An 18876-nucleotide genomic window follows, 5' to 3' on the forward strand; every position below is an offset into this window, starting at 1 on the left:
ACAATAGTATTGAGGACTGACATACCCTAGCTTAAACGACTCCGTCTACCAGTTTTAAGACTGTTTGAACGTCTTATTTCTGGTCCTGATTGGCAAATGGATTACGTGTCCCTCTTAATTGCAGCCTTATAGGGGTGCCAGGAAGATGAAATGTCTCCCTAATGCCATTAATGAGGTAACGCTTATAACTATCTGGCAGTTTCTCAACTCTTGTTCCAAAAATAATAAAGGTCGGAGGCCGAGATTTAACCTGCGTGATATAGCGTAATTTTAGACGCCGTCCATCAACCAATGGCGGTTGGTGCCGTTCAAGAGCCTCCTCAAACCAACGATTTAAATCACTTGTACCGACGCGAGCATTCCATATTTGGCTAACTCTTCTAACAGCTGGAAGGAGGCGATGAAGGCCAGCTCCCGTTAATGCCGAAAAGGGCACAACCGAAATACCACGCATTTGCGCAAGAGAAGACTCTATGCGGTCTGTTATAGCCGTCCGAACCTTCTGGTGGTTCTCTACAGCATCCCACTTATTAAGCGCTAGTACACAGCCGCGCCCTTCACGTTCAATTAATCGTGCTATTTGCAGGTCCTGTTCGTCAACGCCACGTGTCGCATCAAGCACTAAAATGACTATTTCAGCCATTTTCAGGGCCTCAATCGACGCAGAAACTGACATGCGCTCAAGGCCTTTATCAACACGAGACCGTTTTCTCATTCCCGCTGTATCAACAATCTCGATAAGCCCTTCATCATCTCTGATAAAAGCGCTAACAGCATCTCGGGTTAATCCGGCTTCGGGGCCGGTAATCATACGCTCTTCACCTAGCAGACTGTTAAGAAGCGTAGATTTTCCTGCATTAGGACGTCCAACAATTGCTAAACGTAGAGGACTTTCTTGCTCAGATTCCTCTTTATCTTCCTCTTTAGGAAGGCGTGCTACGATCTCACTCATAAGATCAGCAAGCCCTTCCCCATGTTCAGCTGAAAGAGCTAATGGAGTGCCTAATCCAAGAGAATAAGCTTCGAGCGCGGCCTCGGTGCCAGCTTTGCCCTCTGCCTTATTGGCAACTAACAAAACAGGGCGGTTCTGTTTTCTAAGCCAAGATGCAAAATGAGCATCTATAGGTGTGATGCCAGCGCGTGCATCTATGCAAAACACAACAAGATCAGCCTGCGCTACACCTTGTTCTGATGAAGATCTCATACGGCCAAATAAAGTTTCTGGAGCAGCTTCTTCTAACCCTGCCGTATCAATCAGACGGATGTGACGCCCCCTCACCAGGGCTTCACCTTCTTTACGATCACGCGTAACGCCTGGTTCGTCAGAGACAATAGCCTGGCGCCGGCCTACAAGCCGATTAAATAATGTAGATTTACCAACATTAGGGCGCCCTGCAATAACAACTACAGGGCGCCTTATTGAAGAATTTTTTTCAGCTATAGGCACGCAATACCCCATCCTGACTTAACGTCAGAACGCTTCCATCACATATAATTGGTTGTACTTGGCACGAGGCCGGAATAGAGTTCATTTGCTCTACCTTGCCCGTCGCAGCATCGATAACGACCATACCGTTTTTGGGAAGAGAAGAGAAGCAAACAAGTTTATTATTGGCTAATAGAGGCCCAACCCACTCAACTGAACCTTTTTGTTTTTTCTGATTTTCAAAGCGGCGAAGCTGGGTAATCCAGCGGACGCGACCAGAAATACGGTCAAGACAGGCTAATTGTTGATCTAATGAAAGAACAAATAGCCAGTCTCCACAAACACAAAGCGGGTTTTGACTGCTGACTTCACGCTCCCAGAGGCGACGACCTGAACGCAAATCAATAGCAACCATAACCTGAGACATTGAAACCGCATAAGCTGTCCCGTCTTTGATGACAGGGGCCCCACGGATACAGGCAAAGTCAAGCATGGCCCCGCGCCCGTTACCGCCGCCCAAGCTGTCACTCCAGACTAGCTCGCCTGATGTAGCACGCAAGGCAACAAGCTCTCCGCTTCCAAAACCAGCGAGTATGATGCCATCAACAATAGCCGGTGCTGCAGCACCAAATAAGCCTGTATTGATATCAGTAGCCTGATAGGTCCATATCTGACGACCCGTTTTAGCATCAAGCGCGTAAAGACGCTGATCTATGGTTGTAAAGACGACAAGTCCATTTTTTACTGTAGGAGCTGAACGACCGGGAGTAACAATATTTGCCGTCCATTTAATGCGTCCCGTTGCTGCATCTACAGCTAAAGCCTGTGCAACACCATCAACGATATAGAGCGTATCGCCCTCTAAGGCGATTCCCCCGCCAAGATTAGTAGAACGTGTATGTTTTGCAGGCTGACGGCGCCATAATAACTCGCGCTCTGGCCAGCTAAATGCACGAACAACCCCTTGGGCATCTGTTACAAAAAGGCGTCCATTCGCAATGAGAGGAGGAGACTGAAGAGCACCCCGATTATTAGGTGTAATCAGCACCCAGGAAAGAAAACTAACAGGGTCAACCTCAGCCCCGATAGACCTATTCCATTGAAGTTTTGTTCCGCCATGCCACTTAGCGTTAACAGCCTGGTGAGATGCTACGCGACCATCCATTTTCCACTCATGCACCTCTTGTACAGGAGGAAGGGAAATAGGCATGGTCTCATGATGATCAACTCTCAGACCAGCACCTGTAGACAACACATCAAGGCGATGACCACGAATAGCGGGCTTTTTATCATCAGTGCTGAAAATTCCACAACCAGCAAGGGCTGTAAGAGCACTGCCTGAAAAAGCGACTTTTAAGAGTTCACGACGATTAAAGAAAGACGTTCCAGTCTTGGGCTTTTGATCATTTTGAGAGAGTTTTTCTTTATCATTATGGTGAGGAAAATCACGCATTACTCAACATCTCCCAAAGTTTTTATTAATAAATTTGCCCGCTGGCGTAAAGCATCGCTCGAATCTGGTGAAGACTGGATTTCTACCAGTAATCTCTTGGCTTCTTTATGTTGCTCTGCCGTAGAGCCTGACTGGAGGTCAAGTGCCACCAATCCTTCTCTTCCCAGAGAGGCCCAACTCCCTCCCTGCTGAATCAATTTTTGATATCCCTGACGCAAATCATCAGCTGCTAATTTGCTGAATTGAGAATTGAGCGAAAGATAGGAAGCTAGGTTTTTAAGCGCAGAATCAGCTTTTTTATTTTTTTGTACTTTATTCCAAAGCTCAAGAGCAGCCTGCTGATCTCCCTCTTGCTCTTTAAGGTCAGCTAATCTCATTTGAGCGTAACTTTTCACGCCTTCGGGTGAATTATCAGCCAGATTTGTGAGAATCGCTTCTGCTTTCTTTTTTAGACCAACATTATCTGAATTATTACTTTCAGAATGATTATCTAAAAAACGCAGCGCTTCGAAATAACGCTCCGAGGCTCTATGCTGGGCAACCTTTAAATTATGGTTCTCCCATAGCCATACCCCCCCGCCAATAACGGCCAGGATTAATAGAACCACTGCTACAACGCCGTATTTTTGCGCTGCTGCCTTGAGGCGCTGATTACGGAGCTCCTCGTTCATCTCTTGGATAAAATCGTCCGTCACGCTGCTTTCCTGCTGGATCAGTCTGTCAAATTGGTGCAAGCATACGTGACATTTCCTTTCCAGCAAATAACCTATACCATTATTCAGTAAGAAAAACGGGTTTTGGGGCTATGCTGACTATTAAAATTATCATGATGCAAAAAAATGAAGGACCGGCTTTAGCACGCTGGTTAGCTCATTATGGCGCAATCTTTGGCATACCAAATCTCATTATATTGGATAATGGCTCTACAGATCCTTTAACCCTCTCCTTGCTTAATGAAGCAGAATATCGCGGGGCCGTCATAGAGAGAAACCTCACAAACCCTGAAGATTTTCAACATAAAGGACGACATCTTACAGCCTTGATCCATGCTCTGGATCATGACGAAGAGTACGATTTTGCGATTCCTGTTGATTGCGACGAAATTCTGGGAATTTTTACTCCAGAGGGTCTTTCTATAGAAAAAAATACCATTCTTGCTGAATTTGCAGCCTTGAAATCCCATCGCGGGGCTTTTGCTATTTCACCCTCACTTTTTAATGTTCCTGAGAAAAAAGGCTGGTATTCCCCTAATCGCCATTTTCCAAAAGGTTTTGTTCCCTCACGCTGTGGGGCTGTCATTGATGACGGTCACCATTTTCCTAGTTCAATGGAAATTGCTGGCCAACTTCCAACAAAATTTACTTATTTTCATCATCACAATCGCCCTTATCACGAGATGCAAAATTATTCTCGTGCTAAATTAAGTTTAGAAATTGAAGATGTTAATGATATTGAAAAATTGCGTGAACGAGAAAGACTCGCTCTGCCTGGAGGGCATTTAGTCCGGTCTCTTCTTTTAACCGAAAAAGAGTATGGAGCTATTTACGAAAAAGAAGTGCAGCTCTTTTTTGAAGGAAATAGCGTTATTTTACGCACCCCCAAAGGAGTGCGCCTATGGGATGCCAATTTATATCTTAAACGCCATCCCGATACGCATCATTATGGCCCCGGCCCCCTTTGCCATTATCTTATGCATGGCTTTTTAGAGGGCAGAGAACTTCCATAATTATTTATGGAAGGAATGAAACAATTTTCCCTTTATTGTTGGAAATAATTTCATCATCTTTCATAACAATATTGCCACGAACGACTGTCGCAACAGGCCATCCTTTTACTTTTGTGCCATCAAAAGGAGTCCACCCTACTGGAGAGGCAATCCAGTCATTTGTGATTGTCCGCTCTTTTTTAAGATCAACCAAGGTAAAGTCAGCATCAAAACCAACCCCCAAACGCCCTTTGGTAGGAACGCCATAAATGCGTGCCGGTCCTGCTGCCATAACGTCAACAAGATGAGTAAGCGTTAATCTGCCTTCGTTAATGTGATTAAGCATTAAAGGAACAATTGTTTGCACACCTGTTAGTCCGGACGGACATTCAAGCCATGGCTGTCTTTTCGCACCAAGGGGATGAGGTGCATGATCTGATGATACAACATCAATGCGCCCATCAAGCAGAGCAGCCCAAATAGCGGCATGATGGTGAGCGTCACGAATAGGAGGATTCATAACGGCAAGCCCTCCCAAACGCTCATAACATTCTGGTCCCACTTGTGTGAGGTGATTTGCTAACACCTCGGTAGAGGCTACATCACGATGCTGAGCTAAAAATTCGAGTTCTTCAGCTGTAGAGACATGCAAAATATGGACAGGACGGCCGGTTTTATGGGCTAGAGCTACAATGCGTTTTGTGCCACGGAAAGCACATTCTGCATCTCGCCACTCAGCATGCATGGCATATGGTTGCCCTTTGTGGAAAAGAGGCTTTCTTTCCTGCAAGCGATATTCATCTTCTGAATGAAATGCTACTCGACGACGCCCTGAACGCAAAACGGCTTCTATGCTTGCGTCATCTTCAATCATAAGATTTCCGGTTGAAGACCCGGCAAAGACTTTGACCGCACAAACGCCAGGCTCTTCTTCCAGGGCCGCTAATTGCGGTGTATTTTCACGAGTCGCACCGATATATATACCAACATCAATATTAGCGACGTTATTTATATGCTCCCTCTTCCATTTTAGCATGGCAGAATCGGTAACAGCGGGGTTTGTATTTGGCATATCAAATACCGTTGCCACCCCACCGAGAGCAGCAGCACGTGTACCTGTTTCTATCGTTTCGACTTCAGGTTTACCCGGATCACGAAGATGAACGTGAGAATCGATCAAGCCAGGTAGGACATATAAATGCGTTGCATCAATGATCTCATCAGCTTCATCTTGCGATGTTACGGTAAGAGAAGCGATACGCCCGTTTTTCACACCTATATTCGCTTGCCCCTCTCCCCAGGGGAAAACACATTTTCCATTACGTATGATCAAATCATAATGCATTAACTTAATCTCCTGCTCCCTGATTTTAAGAAGAACTATTAATTTTAACTGATTGTGAAAGCAAAGATTCTGCTTTTTCGATAACATTGGCGATAGAAATATGCTTCATATTTCCCTCCCCTTCACACCCGGGAGCAGAAAGTGCCATGGCATAAGGGCCTGATGGTGCATATTGAGAGGCCTTGCTCGGTCCAAAAAGCCCCAAACTTGGCACAGCCAAAGAGGCTGCAAGATGCATCAAACCAGAATCGTTCCCAATAAAAAGACTACAATAAGATAAACAAGCAGCCACTTCAGATAAGACCTTTCCACCACCAAAATCAAAGGCTTGTGGTAAAGCCTTTAAGAGCGGTTCAGCTCTATTATATTCTTCAGTTCCGGCACCATAAAATATGATAATTTTATAACCGCGCTTTGAAAAAAGCCTTCCTATATGGGCAAAATTTTCGGGTGGCCATATTTTATAGGCTGTACCGGCAGTTGGTGCTAAAGCAACCCACTTGTCATTTTGCGACAATAAAGCTCGTGCCACTTCATAACGCTCTTTTTTAAGCCAGACGCGTGGATATTCATAAGAGGAAAAACCGAGCGCCTGTGCCTGTTGGGCAATTTTCAGACCAGCTCTTCGCCCCCCTTTAACAATAAAGCGTTTTTGGCTCCAAAGCCCCAAACTGACTAGTGATGATCGCAGATCAACCACCATGGACCAGCGGTGAAGCACGGTCTGTTTCCAAAGCTCTAACCAGTGACGATTATGCTTTTGTTTTTCTAAAGGAATTAATCTTTCACAATTAGGAAAAGCTTCAAATAATGGCTCAATATTTGGGCTACATATAATCGTAAATTTCGCAGTTGGATAACGCTTTAAAAGAGCAGCCAATAATGCTGTTGATATGACAGCATCACCTAATCTGTGAGAGCCTATAAAAAGGATTTTCATCCTTCTTTAAGCCAAAGAGGGTCGGTTATGGTTGCCAAAAAAGCAGCATGACGCGCTAAACTTTCCTGATCGGGTTCAGCCATAGGACGCGGGGTTCGGTCATAATTTACTGGAGTTCTTTTTTGTCCTGTGGAACCAGTTGTTCTGGTCTCTAAACCTGCTAGTCCTAACCCCCTTTGTCGTCCACCAATTAGCTCTACATAAACGTCTGATAATAAACGGCAGTCAAGTAGCGCGTTATGTGTTCCACGTTCAGATAGATCTATACCAAAACGTCGACAGAGTGCATCCAGGCTTGCAGGCATACCAGGATATTTTTTCCGTGCCATGATGACAGTATCAATAGCACGGCTTTTATAATCTAGGGGTGAGCGGCCACAGAGTTTTAATTCAGCATTAATGAATTTAAAATCGAAGGGCGCATTATGGGCGATCATTTTATCATCGCCAATAAATTCTAAAAACTGATCTGCGATTTCGGCAAATTTTGGCTTACCCAATAAATCTTCGCGTTTAAAACCATGAACTCGGGTTGCTTCGGCAGGAATATCACGCTCCGGGTCAATCAAAACATGAAAATTACGGCCAGTTCTCAAATCATTTTCAAGCTCAAGAGCCGCTATTTCAATGACACGATCGCCTAAATCTGGATCCAAGCCAGTCGTTTCAGTATCAAAAAGAATAGAGCGTGTCATAATATTTAGGCCTCAAACAGAATTATATAAACGAGAATCATGTAAAATTTTAATAAGGTAAGACACTTGCTTCATTGTTTCTCCCATAGAAAGGCCTGTTTTTATAATAATGTCGGCCCTGTGAGATTTTATGGCCTCTGGCAATTGCCGAGACATCAGCTTAAGTGCCTCTTTCGGGGTCATTTTCTTTTGTTTTTCAAAACGGTCTTGCAAACGCTTAAGTCTAATTCTTAATGGAGCCGAAGCCACAATAACGAGATCACAGTCTCTTTGAGCGCCCGTTTCCCACAAAAGTGGAATATCAAGAACGCATAATTTAGCCCCCTGTCTTCGACATGAATGAACAAAATCTTTGCGTTCTTTACGTACTAAAGGATGTATGATTTTTTCCAGCCGTCGCAACAATTTAGGATCGCGTGCAATGAGTGTGCGCAATTTCTCACGATCCAATTGATTATTATGCACGACACCGGGAAATGCTTTTTCTATTTTAGGTAAAGATTTCCCATGTGGCTTTTGCAAATTCCGCACACATAAATCAGCATCAAATACTGGAACATGGAAATAACGGAAACAGGAGGCTACGGTGCTTTTGCCCGCTGCCATTCCCCCTGTTAATCCTATGACATACATGACGTCTTAATGGTCACTTTGCTTATTAAGATCGGCATTGAGGCGCTCAATCAATTCATCATCAAGCTCTGGCTTAACACCAAACCATAAATGAAAACCTTCAATAGCCTGATAAATAAGCATACCAAGACCATCTACGGTTTTTAGCCCCTTCTCCTGCGCTGCCTTAATAAAAGGGGTTTCTCGTGGTGTGTAAACAATATCAGCAACGCATAAATGTGCCGGGGCCAAAGCCATAGCTTTTTGCCAGTCCAGACTTGGCGCACCATGCATTCCTAGAGATGTTCCATTAATCAGTAAATTAGCTTCGGGCAAGCGTGCGGGCCACTCATCCCAACCAATAACGTCTCCACCTTTTAATGCTTTAACAAGAGCCTTGGCCCTATCGACTGAGCGGTTAGCAATTAATACTTTGCAGCCTTTATCTAAAAGTGCCGCTATGATCGCTCTCGCAGCCCCTCCTGCACCTAAAATAATGACAGTGCCTTCTATAGACCCACCATGCGCTAGAACATTCTCACAAAATCCTGTTCCGTCCGTACAATCACCTATAATACGGCCATTTACAAATTTGAGCGTATTGGCGGCCCCGGCCCGCAAAGCAGTGGGCGTTAATTCATCGCATATTGTATAAGCGGCTTCTTTATGAGGAATAGTGACATTTACACCTTTAAAGCCGGAAGCAGCTAAACCACGCAGAGCCATTTCAACCTGCCCTGGCTTTACAGCTAACGGAACATAAGCCGCATTCACATTATATTTTTTACACCAATATTGATGCATTAATGGAGACCGTGAATGACTGACTGGCCAACCAACAAGCCCTGCTAATTCCGTTTTGCCATCCATTAGAGATTTCCTCTTCTTTTTCTTTCATCCCACACTCTCGGCAATAAATTTGCCAAGCGCTCAGCCCATTCTTTTTGACCTGTTTCGTGAGCTATAAGATCCTGACGTATCTCAATTTCGAGTGCAGGCATTTGCCGCCGTGCTGCATGATAAGGTACTGTATAATCATTTACACTATTGAGAATATAAGGCTCATTATCACCCACGCATAATGTCTTATCTTCTTTTAACATATCAATCATGATCTGTGCAGTTAATGGATCATGATCATGGAGCAGACCAATATGCCAGGGGCGCTTGAAACCGTTCATTTCGGACGTAAAGCTGTGCAAAGAAATTAAAATATTATCGCTACCCTTCCTTTGATCTATCTCTCTTTCAATTACATCATGATAAGGGTGTAGTATGGCTCTTTCCCTGGCGCGTCTTTCATCTTCACTTACGGACTGATTTGCTGGAATGTTAGTATTGTCACTAACAGAGGCTATTGAAGTTGGATGACCTGGTGAGCGGTTACAATCAATCACCAGACGTGAATAAACCTGCTCTATCAGTACTGAACCGCATAATTTATGTAAATAATGCCCTACTTCTTTAATACCAATATCATGAGAAATATGCCTCTCCCAATCATCGCGACTAACCCCCATATCACCTAATTTTTCGGGAACGATACGGCCTGCATGGTCACTGACCAAAATAAAAGGTGAGTCTTTTAAGGCATCCCTTTTTATATAGGGCAATGGATCACGATCTGAGAGAAAAGCCATTTTCTTTCCTTTTACGTCATGACGTAATAATTTTGAGTGGAATTGAACGAAATGTTCTTAACAGATAAGATCATTTAACAAATATTATAACCGTTCCTAACCCACTTTTTCAGCATCACGGGCCCCATGAATAACAGCAAATCCGATAATAACACCCAATCCACCTCACAAATGGCTAACCCGCAATGGGGTGGGCGGTTTTCTGGCGGTCCTGCCGCTATTATGGGAGAAATTAATGCCTCTATTGCTTTTGATAAGCAATTATGGCGCCAAGACATTCAAGGGTCTTTAGCTCACGCTGCCATGTTATGCAAAGTGGGGCTTTTAACTAAAGAAGAAGAAAATGATATTCGCAAAGGGCTAGGTGAAATAGCTGCTGATATTGAAGCCGGGCGTTTTGAATTTTCCGAAGCTCTTGAAGATATTCATATGAATATTGAATCACGGCTTTCGGACAAAATTGGGGAAGCAGGAAAAAGACTACATACCGCTCGCTCACGCAATGACCAGGTTGCTACTGATTTTCGCCTTTGGGTCAGAGAAGCTATTGATGGTATTATTGAGCAAACAAAAAGTCTGATGCTTTGTCTGGCACGTCAGGCTTTGGCATATCATAATGTGCCCATGCCTGGTTTTACGCATTTGCAAGTTGCCCAGCCTGTAACATTTGGTCATCATCTTCTTGCTTATGTTGAAATGTTAAAACGTGACGTTTCTCGGCTTGAAGATACGCGTAAGCGCCTTAATGAATGCCCACTCGGCTCGGCAGCATTGGCAGGCACTTCATTTCCTATTGATCGCCATATGACTGCCGAGCTTCTTGGCTTTGATCGCCCTACGGCTAATTCATTAGATGCTGTATCAGATCGCGACTTTGCTTTGGAGTTTCTTTCTGCTCTTTCAATACAAGCAATGCATCTTTCACGTTTGGCAGAAGAAATTGTTCAGTGGGCCTCTGCTGCTTTTAATTTCATCAGTCTTTCTGATGGTTTTACAACGGGGTCTTCTATTATGCCCCAAAAGCGCAACCCTGATGCCGCTGAGTTGGTGCGCGCCAAAATTGGCCGCATTACGGGAGATTTTATAGGGCTTTTGACCGTCATGAAGGGTCTTCCCCTCGCTTATGCAAAAGATACACAAGAAGATAAAGAACCTGTATTTGATGCAACGCGCGCCATGACCTTATCTCTTGCCGCCATGGAAGGCATGATCCGCGATCTTAAACCTCACGAACAGCGTATGAGAGAATTGGCTGGAGCTGGATTTTCCACTGCAACAGATTTAGCTGACTGGCTTGTGCGTGAATTGCGTCTCCCCTTCCGCACGGCCCACCATATTACGGGTAAGCTTGTTAGTCTTGCTGAAGCCAAAAATTGTGATCTTGCCGATCTTTCTCTTGAAGAAATGCAAACTGTTGAACCTCATATCAATGAAACAGTTTTTTCTGTACTCACTGTAGAAGCCTCACTTTCTTCCCGCACAAGTGTGGGAGGCACTGCTCCTCAAAATGTTAAAGCTCAAGCTGAACATTGGCTCTCTCACCTTAGCTCCAAAGGATAAAGAAATGAAATTTTCTCGCGCTTTATTGTTTCTTGCAATTTTCTCTTTGCCACTTATATGCGCTGCCTGTGGCATGAGAGGCGCCCCGCAACCTCCCGGCCCCAAAAAAGATATAACTTACCCCAAAATTTATCCGCCAGAATAAAGCTTTAAAACTAGCTTATTTTAAAGATGGTGTAGTATGTCCCACACGGAAGGCTACTACGCCATCATATGGGCTTTCCACTCCAGATGGTGTAATAAATCTTTTTTACATTACAGCGAAATTTTCATGCAAAGCCCTGGGTTTATTTATAATCCAAAGCAAGAACAACTAGATTTTTTACTTATAGGCAATAGACACCTATATTTGAAGTAACTTTTCTTTTTTTTCTAAATATGTCATCATTATTGACATAGACTATGTATAAATTTGTACTATTTCTACAAAAAACAAAAATTTTAAGAATCATTACACTTAATGACGCCCGATTTAATCGCGGTGGTAAATAAGTACTGCTTTAACTCCCGCTCATCTCCTCGATCAGAAGCATTTTTCTGCCCTGTACAGATTGGGCCAGCCACAATTTGAAAAAAAAGCGGTACCTAGTCTTTTACTGAATCTGAACGCTTCATACCAAGCCCCCTCTGTAAAAGAGTTTTTTAGTTGTAGAGAGCATCATGACAGAGACTATCGTAATCACACATAGCAAGTTCAGGGCCGCGGTTAGTCAGCTTATTAGCAAGCAGAAAGACCAGAGCTGATTCATCTAGATTAAAAAACCACAGATTGGCGAAGATTTCTTATTGGTTAGTAATATCTTACTTATTACACAAACCATTAAAAGTTAGACTATGAGGGAGGTCACTAGGGTAAGACCAGCATCATTTATGTTCTGCCTAATATATTTAGCATGAAGAACATTTCTGACATGCGACACCATCTAGCCAGCAACCTCGAAGCAATTTAGCCTTTTTTTGAAACAAGCTTTAATGATTCCAAAATAGATTTATAGCTGTCTTCTTTGTAAGTAAAAAAAAGAACAACCCCTCCTTTTTCTCCTACTGAAAAGGTTAGGTTACTATTTTCTGTAATTATGCCCCCTTCTCCCAGGCTTAAAGGTGGCTGTTCTCTTAGATTTTCCAAAAATTCAATATGATCTTTTTCAGAATTCCATATTTTATCAACGCCATCGGATTCACTTAAAATATGGCCGCTTAAATATCTCAATATGGTTTTTTGACCAGGCACTAATTTCGTTGCAAATTTGTGGGAAGCTGGTTTGCCTATAACAAGCTCAACCTGATATGCCCCCTTGCGATATAAAGTAATGGCAGTCAAATTCTCTAGCGCGTAATAGAATTCTTGCGATGGCACAGAGAATAACTGATAGAGCTTTGAGGAAGAAGAAAACCACTCAGCAAACTCTTCCAAAGTTTCAAACTGATTTAATGTCTCTTCAGTCATAATGTGCCTTGTCATTTGTAAGATTACTAAAAAACGACAACTTCTCCATCCCAGGCAGGTTCGATCCCCTTAGGAAGTTGATTGCAGAGTTTATTATAATCCATTTTCTCACCCATATGGGTAAGAATCGTCTTTTTTGGCAAAACTGTTTGTTGCCACTCAAAAACACGAGCGACCCAGGCATGGGCTGGGTGGGGCTCATATTGCAAGCAACCCACAACCCATAAATCAAGATCTTTCAAAACAGATAATGACTGAGCAGGAAGATCACTTACATCAGTTGAATAGGCAAAATTTTCAAAGCGAATACCTAAAGATTTTATACGCCCATGGTGCTGTGTAAAAACCCACCCGTCAAATGGACCAATTTTAAGTGGCGCATCATACTCAATGACATGCTCTATAAAAACAGGACGAAAAAATCCCTCACCATTCCAAGGTTGAAAAGCATAGTTAAAACGGCTTTTAACTTCTTTCATGACCTCTTTAGGGGCGTAAATAGGAATAGGTCGTTCTATTTCTCTATTAACTGCTCTTAATTCATCTAAGCCAGCAATATGATCACTATGGGCATGTGTGATAATCACGGCATCAATTTTGCTTAGGCCGCAATTTAACATTTGAGAGCGAAAATCTGGCCCGCAATCAATTAAGATCCTAAAATTATCTTTTTCAATCACCACTGATGAACGGCTGCGCCGATTACGTGGCTCAGTGGGGTCACAATCTCCCCAAATACCCGGGGCTGGTCCTCCCTCTGCTCCTCCAATCATTGGCACACCAGGAGAGCTTCCGCACCCTAAAATTGTCAGTTTCATCATTTGAGTTTGCTAAAGAGCCTTAAACTATTGGCTCTTGTTATATCGACAATGTCTTCATAACTGACGCCACGTTCCTGCGCTAAGCGCTCAGCTGTAAAACGGACATAGGCCGGCGTATTTTCTTTTCCTCTTTTAGGGACAGGGGCCAAAAAAGGACTATCTGTTTCAACTAATATTCGATCAGCAGGAGCCTGACGCGCTACATCACGAATTTCAGTGCATTTGGGAAAAGTTAAAAGCCCAGAAAAGCTTAAATAACCCCCTAATTCCAAAACGGCTTTGGCTAAAAATTCACCTGAAGCAAAACAATGAATCAGAAAGGGAAAAGCGCCTTTTTCCTGCTCTTCCTGCAAAATAGACACCATATCTTCATCAGCCATACGCGTGTGAATGATAACGGGCAATCCTGTTAAACGAGAAGCTTCAATATGACGCCGAAAATATGCTTTTTGTTGAGGTTTTTTATCTTCACTGCCATGAAAATAATCCAACCCCGTTTCTCCAATAGCAACAACGCCTGGTTTTTCCAGGTCAGATACCATTTCTGAGCAGCTTGGAACTGGCTCTTCGTGAGCATGGTCAGGATGAGTCCCGAGCGAGCACCAAATGCGCATCGACTCTTGATCGTGGCGCAATAAATCTAATTGCTTTTGCCGTTCTGCCCAACTTGTACCTACGGTAATCATACCGCTTAGCCCCAGATCTTTAGCAAGTTCCAAAGCTGGTTCAATCTCTTTGAGGCGGTCAAGATGACAATGTGTATCAATTAAACCTTTCACGCCTTTTCCTCTTCAATAAAACGAGGGAACAGACCTTGTGGCTTTGGTAAGTGACGACCACCTGGAATAATGACTTTTAGGCTGGCAAACTCACGCTCATTTTCCAAAATTGCAAGCTGATCAAGCATTTTACTCATGGTATCAGGCATATAAGGCTGCAACATAGTCGCAATTGAGCGAATGACATCATAAAGAACACGCAGCACATCGCTCATACGTTTTTGATCAGTCTTTTTCAAAGCCCAGGGAGCCTGATGATCAATATAAGCATTTGCAGCTCGTATTAACTTCCAGACTTCTTCCAGAGCATCACTGATTGCCAATCGTTCTATTTGTCCACTCATTAAATCAGGTAATAAATCAGCCTGGCGTAAAATGGCTTGATCCTCAGATGTCAGCTCACCACGATCGGGCAAAATACCATCAAGATTTTTTGCGATAAGGCTTAAAGTGCGCTGCGCTAAATTGCCTAAGTCATTAGCAAGCTCAACATTCATACGCGTCATCATTGAACGGCGGCTAAAATTTGAATCTCCACCAAAAGGTACTTCTCGCATTAAAAAGAACCGTAATTGATCAAGTCCAAATTCGTCCGATAAAGCTTTGGGGTCGAGTACATTACCCAAAGATTTGCTCATTTTCTCGCCTTCAACGGTCCACCAACCATGAGCGAAAACTTTTTTAGGCAAAGGCAAATTAGCTGCCATTAAAAAAGCAGGCCAGTAAATGCAATGGAAGCGAACAATCTCTTTACCCACAACATGTACATCAGCAGGCCAGTAATGTGCTTTTTCTGCGTCTAAATCTGGGTAACCCACAGCTGTGAGGTAATTAGCTAAAGCATCAAACCAAACATACATGACATGATCAGGGTCATTAGGGACTTCTATTCCCCATTTAAAGCTTGTTCGACTTACTGAAAGATCACGCAGGCCTTGACGCACAAATGCTTCAATTTCTCTTTTAGGACCCATTGGCCCGATGAAATCGGGGTTTTCTTCGTAAAATTTAAGAAGACGATCCTGAAATTCTGACAATTTAAAGAAATAAGAAGGCTCTCGCACCCATTCTACAGGCGCTCCTGATGGGGCCGTACGTGTCCCATCAGCATGAAGCTTTACTTCATCTTCGCCAATAAAAGCTTCATCTCTTGTTGAATACCAGCCTTCATAAGCGCCAAGATAAATATGGCCATTCTCAGCCACTTTTTCCCATAAAGCGCGTGCTGCCTTTTTGTGGCGCTCTTCTGTTGTGCGTACAAAATCGTCGGAAGAAACGGCCATTTCTTTTTGCATTTGACGAAATTGCGCCGAAACTTTATCGGCAAATTCTTGCGGGGCAAGACCTTGCGCTATGGCACTTTGTTCAACTTTCTGGCCATGTTCATCTGTGCCTGTGACAAATAAAACATCATCTCCGTTAAGTCGATGAAACCGCGCAACAACATCGCAGGCAATAGATGTGTAAGCATGGCCGATATGCGGTGCTCCATTTACATAAAAAATGGGGGTCGTAATGGTAAAGCGCCGCATCATAATTTTTCCTGTTACGTTGTCACACATTATAAAATTTATAGTCTTTTGCTTTTATTAGCGCAAAAGCTTCTCTTATGGATTCGGTTTTATCAAGATTTAACTGGTCGGTCTTTTGCCACAGAGACTGAAGATCAGAAAGTTTTTGTGCTATTAAAGCAGCCTGAGCCAAATCGCCCTGCGTGACATGCTTTTTAGCCTCTATAGCCAAAGCTTCACTTAATTGGTCAAAGAAAAAGGTAAAACTTTTATTATCGCGCGCAATTTTAGCAGTAAATTGCCAAACTTCACCCGTCATAAAAATGTCACCACGGGCAAGCTTGTCAACCAATGCTTCAATGTCGCTATTTTGCCCCTGAGATAAAAAAAGCGCTCGTCCAGGTGAACCGTGTGATCTTTTAATAATAGTTTCTTCGATAGTCGGGAGCAAACGTCGCATATTCTCATCAGAGAGAGGTGACAATGCTAATAATCGGCAACGGCTTTTTAAGGTAGGTAACAACATACCAGGTGAAGACGTTGTCAAAAATAATATAGCCTTGGCTGGTGGTTCTTCCAAAATTTTGAGCAACGCATTAGCCGCAAAGCGATTTAAATATTCTGCGCCGTCAATAATAACTACGCGCCAGCCTCCCTCTCCTGCTGTTTGGTGAAAAAAGCTTTGAATAGGCTGCACATCAGCAACCGTAATTTCACTTTTAAGCCGGTCTTTCTTGCTATCATATTGGCGCGAAATTTCTAATAAATCACCATGAGTTCCAGCCGTGACCCGCCGTCCGGCAGGTGAAGAAAAATCTTCGGCCCCTAGGATAATGCGCGCTAAATAATAAGCCAGGCTTGCTTTACCTATGCCCTGTGGCCCCGTAATGAGCCAGCCATGATGCACTCTTCCGGCCGCATAGGCTTCTTGAAATTGAGCCATGGCTTTTTGATGGCCAAGAACAGTTTTTACAGTACGCGGTGATAGTTCCGTCACATTTTTTTACGCACTAAAAGAGCCTTTACATGATGATAAATCTGCTCTTGCACGTCCTCCTCACATGGTGACGCATCAATAGGAATAATACGCTTTGGCTCAGCCTGATAAATTCTTTCAAAACCCTGTTTGACACGCTCATGAAAAGAGATTTCCTGTCTTTCATAACAATCTTTAGGGTTACCTCTTTTACTCAGCCTCTCTTGCGTTTTTTCTAAAGCCATATCGAGCCAGAAAGTGGCATCGGCCTCACAATTAATAAAACAGCGCAGAGTTTCAATAAGAGCTAAAGCGTCTTTATCCCCTCCCTTAATACCAAAGCCCTGATAAGCCAGGGTAGAATCATGATAGCGGTCACAAATAACAATTTTGCCTTCAGCCAATGCAGGTCTGATCATCTTTTCCACGTGATCAAGACGCGCGGCCATATGAAGAAGAATTTCGCTATAGCAAGAAAAATTGGCACCACCAAAAAGAAGTAACTCTCTGAGTTGTTCTGCCCCTTTTGTTCCTCCTGGCTCTCTCGTTAAATAAACTTTAAAACCTGATTTTTCTAACGTTTCAGCCAAAAGGCGGGATTGGGTAGATTTACCGACCCCCTCGCCCCCTTCCAATGTTATGAAAAGACCTTTTCTGTCTTTTGAAATATTATTGACCGAAGCCATAACCCACTCTTGATAAAATACGCCCCATAAACCCTAACGCATCGACTGATGTTCCTATAAGTAAAGGATATTCTCGCTCAGTCGGTACAGAAGACCCATTAGGAAGCGTAATTTTTAACACACCATAAGGCTGACCTTGTTTTAATGGGGGCATCAGAGGTGCAGGATAATCTGCACTCACTGTTGCTTTTTCGCGCATACCTAAAGGCAAGGTCATTTTAATGTCTTGTGATGCTATTAGCGAAACTGTGTTATGATTTCCCATCCAGACCGGAGCTTGCGCTTCAACAACTTGGCCTTTTTTATAGAAGCTCACAGTTTCAAAGTTTGAAAAAGCCCAGGACATAAGCCGCTCACCCTCTCGGGCACGTTGATTACTAGAAGCTAGTCCATTTAGCACAATGATAACGCGTGTACCGTTGCGCAATGAACTTGCACATAGCCCAAATCCACCTGCATCAGTATGGCCCGTTTTGAGCCCATCAGCTAACCCCTTATCTACAAGGACATTTCGGTTACCCTGACGGATGTGATTAAAAAGAAACTCTTTTTCATTGAAAAAATGATAATATTGGGGGAAATCACGAATTAAATGCGCCGCTAACAAACCTACATCATGCGCCGTCATATAGTGGTTATCGACGGGCCAGCCTGTCGCATTCATAAAATGAGACCCTGTAAGCCCCAGACGCTGGCCCATTTCATTCATCATAACAGCAAAACGTTCTTCTGAACCGGCTAGATGTTCTGCAAGCACAATGCAGGCATCATTACCAGACTGAATGACCATCCCTTGAATAAGATCACTAACAGAAACAGTTTTGCCAAGGGGCACAAACATTTTTGACCCCTGCATGCGCCATGCTTTTTCACTAACAGGGAGCTGTTGGTCAAGTTGAAGCCTCCCTGCCGCAAGAAAGGCAAAAACAATATATGCCGTCATCATTTTTGTTAAAGATGACGGCACCATACGCTCATTTGAAGCCTTTTCGAGTAAAACAGTATTTGTTGTTACATCGATTATATAGGCCCATCGTGCTGGTATAGGCATGGGCCCAAGCAATGTTTGAGCCATACCATCCAAGCTGGTTGCTGATTCGGCCTGAGCGTTACGTTTTTTTATTTGTGTGCGAGCAGAAGCAGCCAAAGCCCGTGCTCCAAAGTCTTTTGGTGCCAAACCAAGTCCGACAGTAAAGGCACCTATTCCCCCCATAAGAGCACGTCTTGTCTGCACGCTAGTCCCCATTTTCGCTAAAAAACCTATTACTCTTTTCAGAGTT

The 18876-nt window shown here is 43.4% G+C and carries 19 protein-coding genes; 3 read left to right on the forward strand and 16 right to left on the reverse strand.

The features are described 5' to 3' along the window. Positions 1 to 73: 73 nt before the first annotated feature. The 3 genes from der to GT348_RS04665 are packed head-to-tail and all read right to left on the reverse strand — an operon-like array spanning position 74 to position 3574. Positions 74 to 1441 (reverse strand): ribosome biogenesis GTPase Der, encoded by a 1368-nt coding sequence (der, locus tag GT348_RS04655; protein ID WP_236646611.1) that lies wholly within the window; start codon positions 1439 to 1441, stop codon positions 74 to 76. Further along, positions 1434 to 2879 carry a PQQ-binding-like beta-propeller repeat protein gene (locus GT348_RS04660; protein WP_160618723.1) on the reverse strand — a complete coding sequence of 482 codons (1446 nt, stop codon included), beginning with the start codon at positions 2877 to 2879 and terminating at the stop codon, positions 1434 to 1436. Before GT348_RS04660 ends, der begins: the two co-directional genes overlap by 8 nt. Next, entirely contained in the window at positions 2879 to 3574 is a 696-nt protein-coding gene (locus GT348_RS04665; RefSeq protein WP_160618724.1) for a hypothetical protein, read from the reverse strand. Before GT348_RS04665 ends, GT348_RS04660 begins: the two co-directional genes overlap by 1 nt. A 110-nt stretch (positions 3575 to 3684) precedes the next feature. Between GT348_RS04665 and GT348_RS04670 the strand changes: the two genes are divergently transcribed. Then, on the forward strand, positions 3685 to 4605 hold the full coding sequence (locus tag GT348_RS04670; protein ID WP_160618725.1) for a glycosyltransferase family 2 protein: 921 nt from the start codon (positions 3685 to 3687) through the stop codon (positions 4603 to 4605). 4 nt (positions 4606 to 4609) lie between these two features. On the opposite strand, the gene GT348_RS04675 is transcribed toward GT348_RS04670, so the two are convergent. The 6 genes from GT348_RS04675 to GT348_RS04700 are packed head-to-tail and all read right to left on the reverse strand — an operon-like array spanning position 4610 to position 9816. Then, on the reverse strand, positions 4610 to 5929 hold the full coding sequence (locus GT348_RS04675) for a dihydroorotase (RefSeq protein WP_160618726.1): 1320 nt from the start codon (positions 5927 to 5929) through the stop codon (positions 4610 to 4612). Between the two features lie 25 nt (positions 5930 to 5954). Then, complete coding sequence (locus GT348_RS04680) at positions 5955 to 6869, reverse strand: glycosyltransferase family 9 protein (protein WP_160618727.1); 915 nt, start codon at positions 6867 to 6869, stop codon at positions 5955 to 5957. Then, a complete protein-coding gene (dnaQ, locus tag GT348_RS04685) occupies positions 6866 to 7564 on the reverse strand; it encodes a DNA polymerase III subunit epsilon (protein ID WP_160618728.1) in 699 nt (232 codons plus the stop codon). The genes GT348_RS04680 and dnaQ overlap by 4 nt, the downstream gene beginning before the upstream one ends. 12 nt (positions 7565 to 7576) lie before the next feature. Beyond that, a complete protein-coding gene (coaE, locus tag GT348_RS04690; RefSeq protein WP_160618729.1) occupies positions 7577 to 8197 on the reverse strand; it encodes a dephospho-CoA kinase in 621 nt (206 codons plus the stop codon). Positions 8198 to 8203: 6 nt separating this feature from the next. After that, positions 8204 to 9046 (reverse strand): shikimate dehydrogenase, encoded by an 843-nt coding sequence (gene aroE / locus GT348_RS04695; protein ID WP_160618730.1) that lies wholly within the window; start codon positions 9044 to 9046, stop codon positions 8204 to 8206. Further along, on the reverse strand, positions 9046 to 9816 hold the full coding sequence (locus GT348_RS04700) for an N-formylglutamate amidohydrolase (protein ID WP_160618731.1): 771 nt from the start codon (positions 9814 to 9816) through the stop codon (positions 9046 to 9048). Before GT348_RS04700 ends, aroE begins: the two co-directional genes overlap by 1 nt. Positions 9817 to 9942: 126 nt before the next feature. Here GT348_RS04700 and argH point away from each other — a divergent pair, with 126 nt between their 5' ends. Then, positions 9943 to 11376 (forward strand): argininosuccinate lyase, encoded by a 1434-nt coding sequence (gene argH, locus GT348_RS04705; RefSeq protein WP_160618732.1) that lies wholly within the window; start codon positions 9943 to 9945, stop codon positions 11374 to 11376. A 4-nt stretch (positions 11377 to 11380) separates the two neighbouring features. Next, entirely contained in the window at positions 11381 to 11521 is a 141-nt protein-coding gene (locus tag GT348_RS09170; protein WP_201740032.1) for a hypothetical protein, read from the forward strand. Between the two features lie 801 nt (positions 11522 to 12322). Here the strand turns inward: GT348_RS09170 and GT348_RS04710 are convergent. Genes GT348_RS04710 through GT348_RS04740 form a run of 7 tightly spaced genes read right to left on the reverse strand, consistent with a single transcriptional unit; the run spans position 12323 to position 18842 of the window. Further along, entirely contained in the window at positions 12323 to 12823 is a 501-nt protein-coding gene (locus GT348_RS04710) for a hypothetical protein (protein WP_160618733.1), read from the reverse strand. Between the two features lie 26 nt (positions 12824 to 12849). After that, positions 12850 to 13644: an MBL fold metallo-hydrolase gene (locus GT348_RS04715; RefSeq protein ID WP_236646420.1), complete on the reverse strand. Its 795-nt coding sequence runs from the start codon at positions 13642 to 13644 to the stop codon at positions 12850 to 12852. Further along, positions 13641 to 14423, reverse strand: coding sequence for a TatD family hydrolase (locus GT348_RS04720; protein WP_160618734.1), 783 nt, complete (start codon positions 14421 to 14423; stop codon positions 13641 to 13643). The genes GT348_RS04715 and GT348_RS04720 overlap by 4 nt, the downstream gene beginning before the upstream one ends. Further along, positions 14420 to 15958: a methionine--tRNA ligase gene (metG, locus tag GT348_RS04725; protein WP_160618735.1), complete on the reverse strand. Its 1539-nt coding sequence runs from the start codon at positions 15956 to 15958 to the stop codon at positions 14420 to 14422. The genes GT348_RS04720 and metG overlap by 4 nt, the downstream gene beginning before the upstream one ends. A gap of 19 nt (positions 15959 to 15977) precedes the next feature. After that, positions 15978 to 16931, reverse strand: coding sequence for a DNA polymerase III subunit delta' (locus GT348_RS04730; RefSeq protein WP_160618736.1), 954 nt, complete (start codon positions 16929 to 16931; stop codon positions 15978 to 15980). Beyond that, positions 16928 to 17596 (reverse strand): dTMP kinase, encoded by a 669-nt coding sequence (gene tmk, locus GT348_RS04735; protein ID WP_160618737.1) that lies wholly within the window; start codon positions 17594 to 17596, stop codon positions 16928 to 16930. The genes GT348_RS04730 and tmk overlap by 4 nt, the downstream gene beginning before the upstream one ends. Beyond that, entirely contained in the window at positions 17580 to 18842 is a 1263-nt protein-coding gene (locus GT348_RS04740) for a D-alanyl-D-alanine carboxypeptidase family protein (RefSeq protein ID WP_408865141.1), read from the reverse strand. The genes tmk and GT348_RS04740 overlap by 17 nt, the downstream gene beginning before the upstream one ends. Positions 18843 to 18876: the final 34 nt, after the last annotated feature.

This window comes from Aristophania vespae (genome assembly GCF_009906835.1).
GTDB lineage: Bacteria > Pseudomonadota > Alphaproteobacteria > Acetobacterales > Acetobacteraceae > Aristophania > Aristophania vespae.

Excerpts from the sequence above, each read along its gene's own strand:
- GT348_RS04670 (WP_160618725.1), top strand. The coding sequence starts at position 3,685 with ATGCTGACTATTAAAATTATCATGATGCAAAAAAATGAAGGACCGGCT.
- coaE (WP_160618729.1), bottom strand. The coding sequence starts at position 8,197 with ATGTATGTCATAGGATTAACAGGGGGAATGGCAGCGGGCAAAAGCACC.
- GT348_RS04675 (WP_160618726.1), bottom strand. The coding sequence starts at position 5,929 with ATGCATTATGATTTGATCATACGTAATGGAAAATGTGTTTTCCCCTGG.
- GT348_RS04710 (WP_160618733.1), bottom strand. The coding sequence starts at position 12,823 with ATGACTGAAGAGACATTAAATCAGTTTGAAACTTTGGAAGAGTTTGCT.
- GT348_RS09170 (WP_201740032.1), top strand. The coding sequence starts at position 11,381 with ATGAAATTTTCTCGCGCTTTATTGTTTCTTGCAATTTTCTCTTTGCCA.
- aroE (WP_160618730.1), bottom strand. The coding sequence starts at position 9,046 with ATGGATGGCAAAACGGAATTAGCAGGGCTTGTTGGTTGGCCAGTCAGT.
- GT348_RS04740 (WP_408865141.1), bottom strand. The coding sequence starts at position 18,842 with ATGGGGACTAGCGTGCAGACAAGACGTGCTCTTATGGGGGGAATAGGT.
- dnaQ (WP_160618728.1), bottom strand. The coding sequence starts at position 7,564 with ATGACACGCTCTATTCTTTTTGATACTGAAACGACTGGCTTGGATCCA.
- tmk (WP_160618737.1), bottom strand. The coding sequence starts at position 17,596 with ATGGCTTCGGTCAATAATATTTCAAAAGACAGAAAAGGTCTTTTCATA.
- GT348_RS04660 (WP_160618723.1), bottom strand. The coding sequence starts at position 2,879 with ATGCGTGATTTTCCTCACCATAATGATAAAGAAAAACTCTCTCAAAAT.
- metG (WP_160618735.1), bottom strand. The coding sequence starts at position 15,958 with ATGATGCGGCGCTTTACCATTACGACCCCCATTTTTTATGTAAATGGA.
- GT348_RS04680 (WP_160618727.1), bottom strand. The coding sequence starts at position 6,869 with ATGAAAATCCTTTTTATAGGCTCTCACAGATTAGGTGATGCTGTCATA.
- argH (WP_160618732.1), top strand. The coding sequence starts at position 9,943 with ATGAATAACAGCAAATCCGATAATAACACCCAATCCACCTCACAAATG.
- GT348_RS04700 (WP_160618731.1), bottom strand. The coding sequence starts at position 9,816 with ATGGCTTTTCTCTCAGATCGTGATCCATTGCCCTATATAAAAAGGGAT.
- GT348_RS04715 (WP_236646420.1), bottom strand. The coding sequence starts at position 13,644 with ATGATGAAACTGACAATTTTAGGGTGCGGAAGCTCTCCTGGTGTGCCA.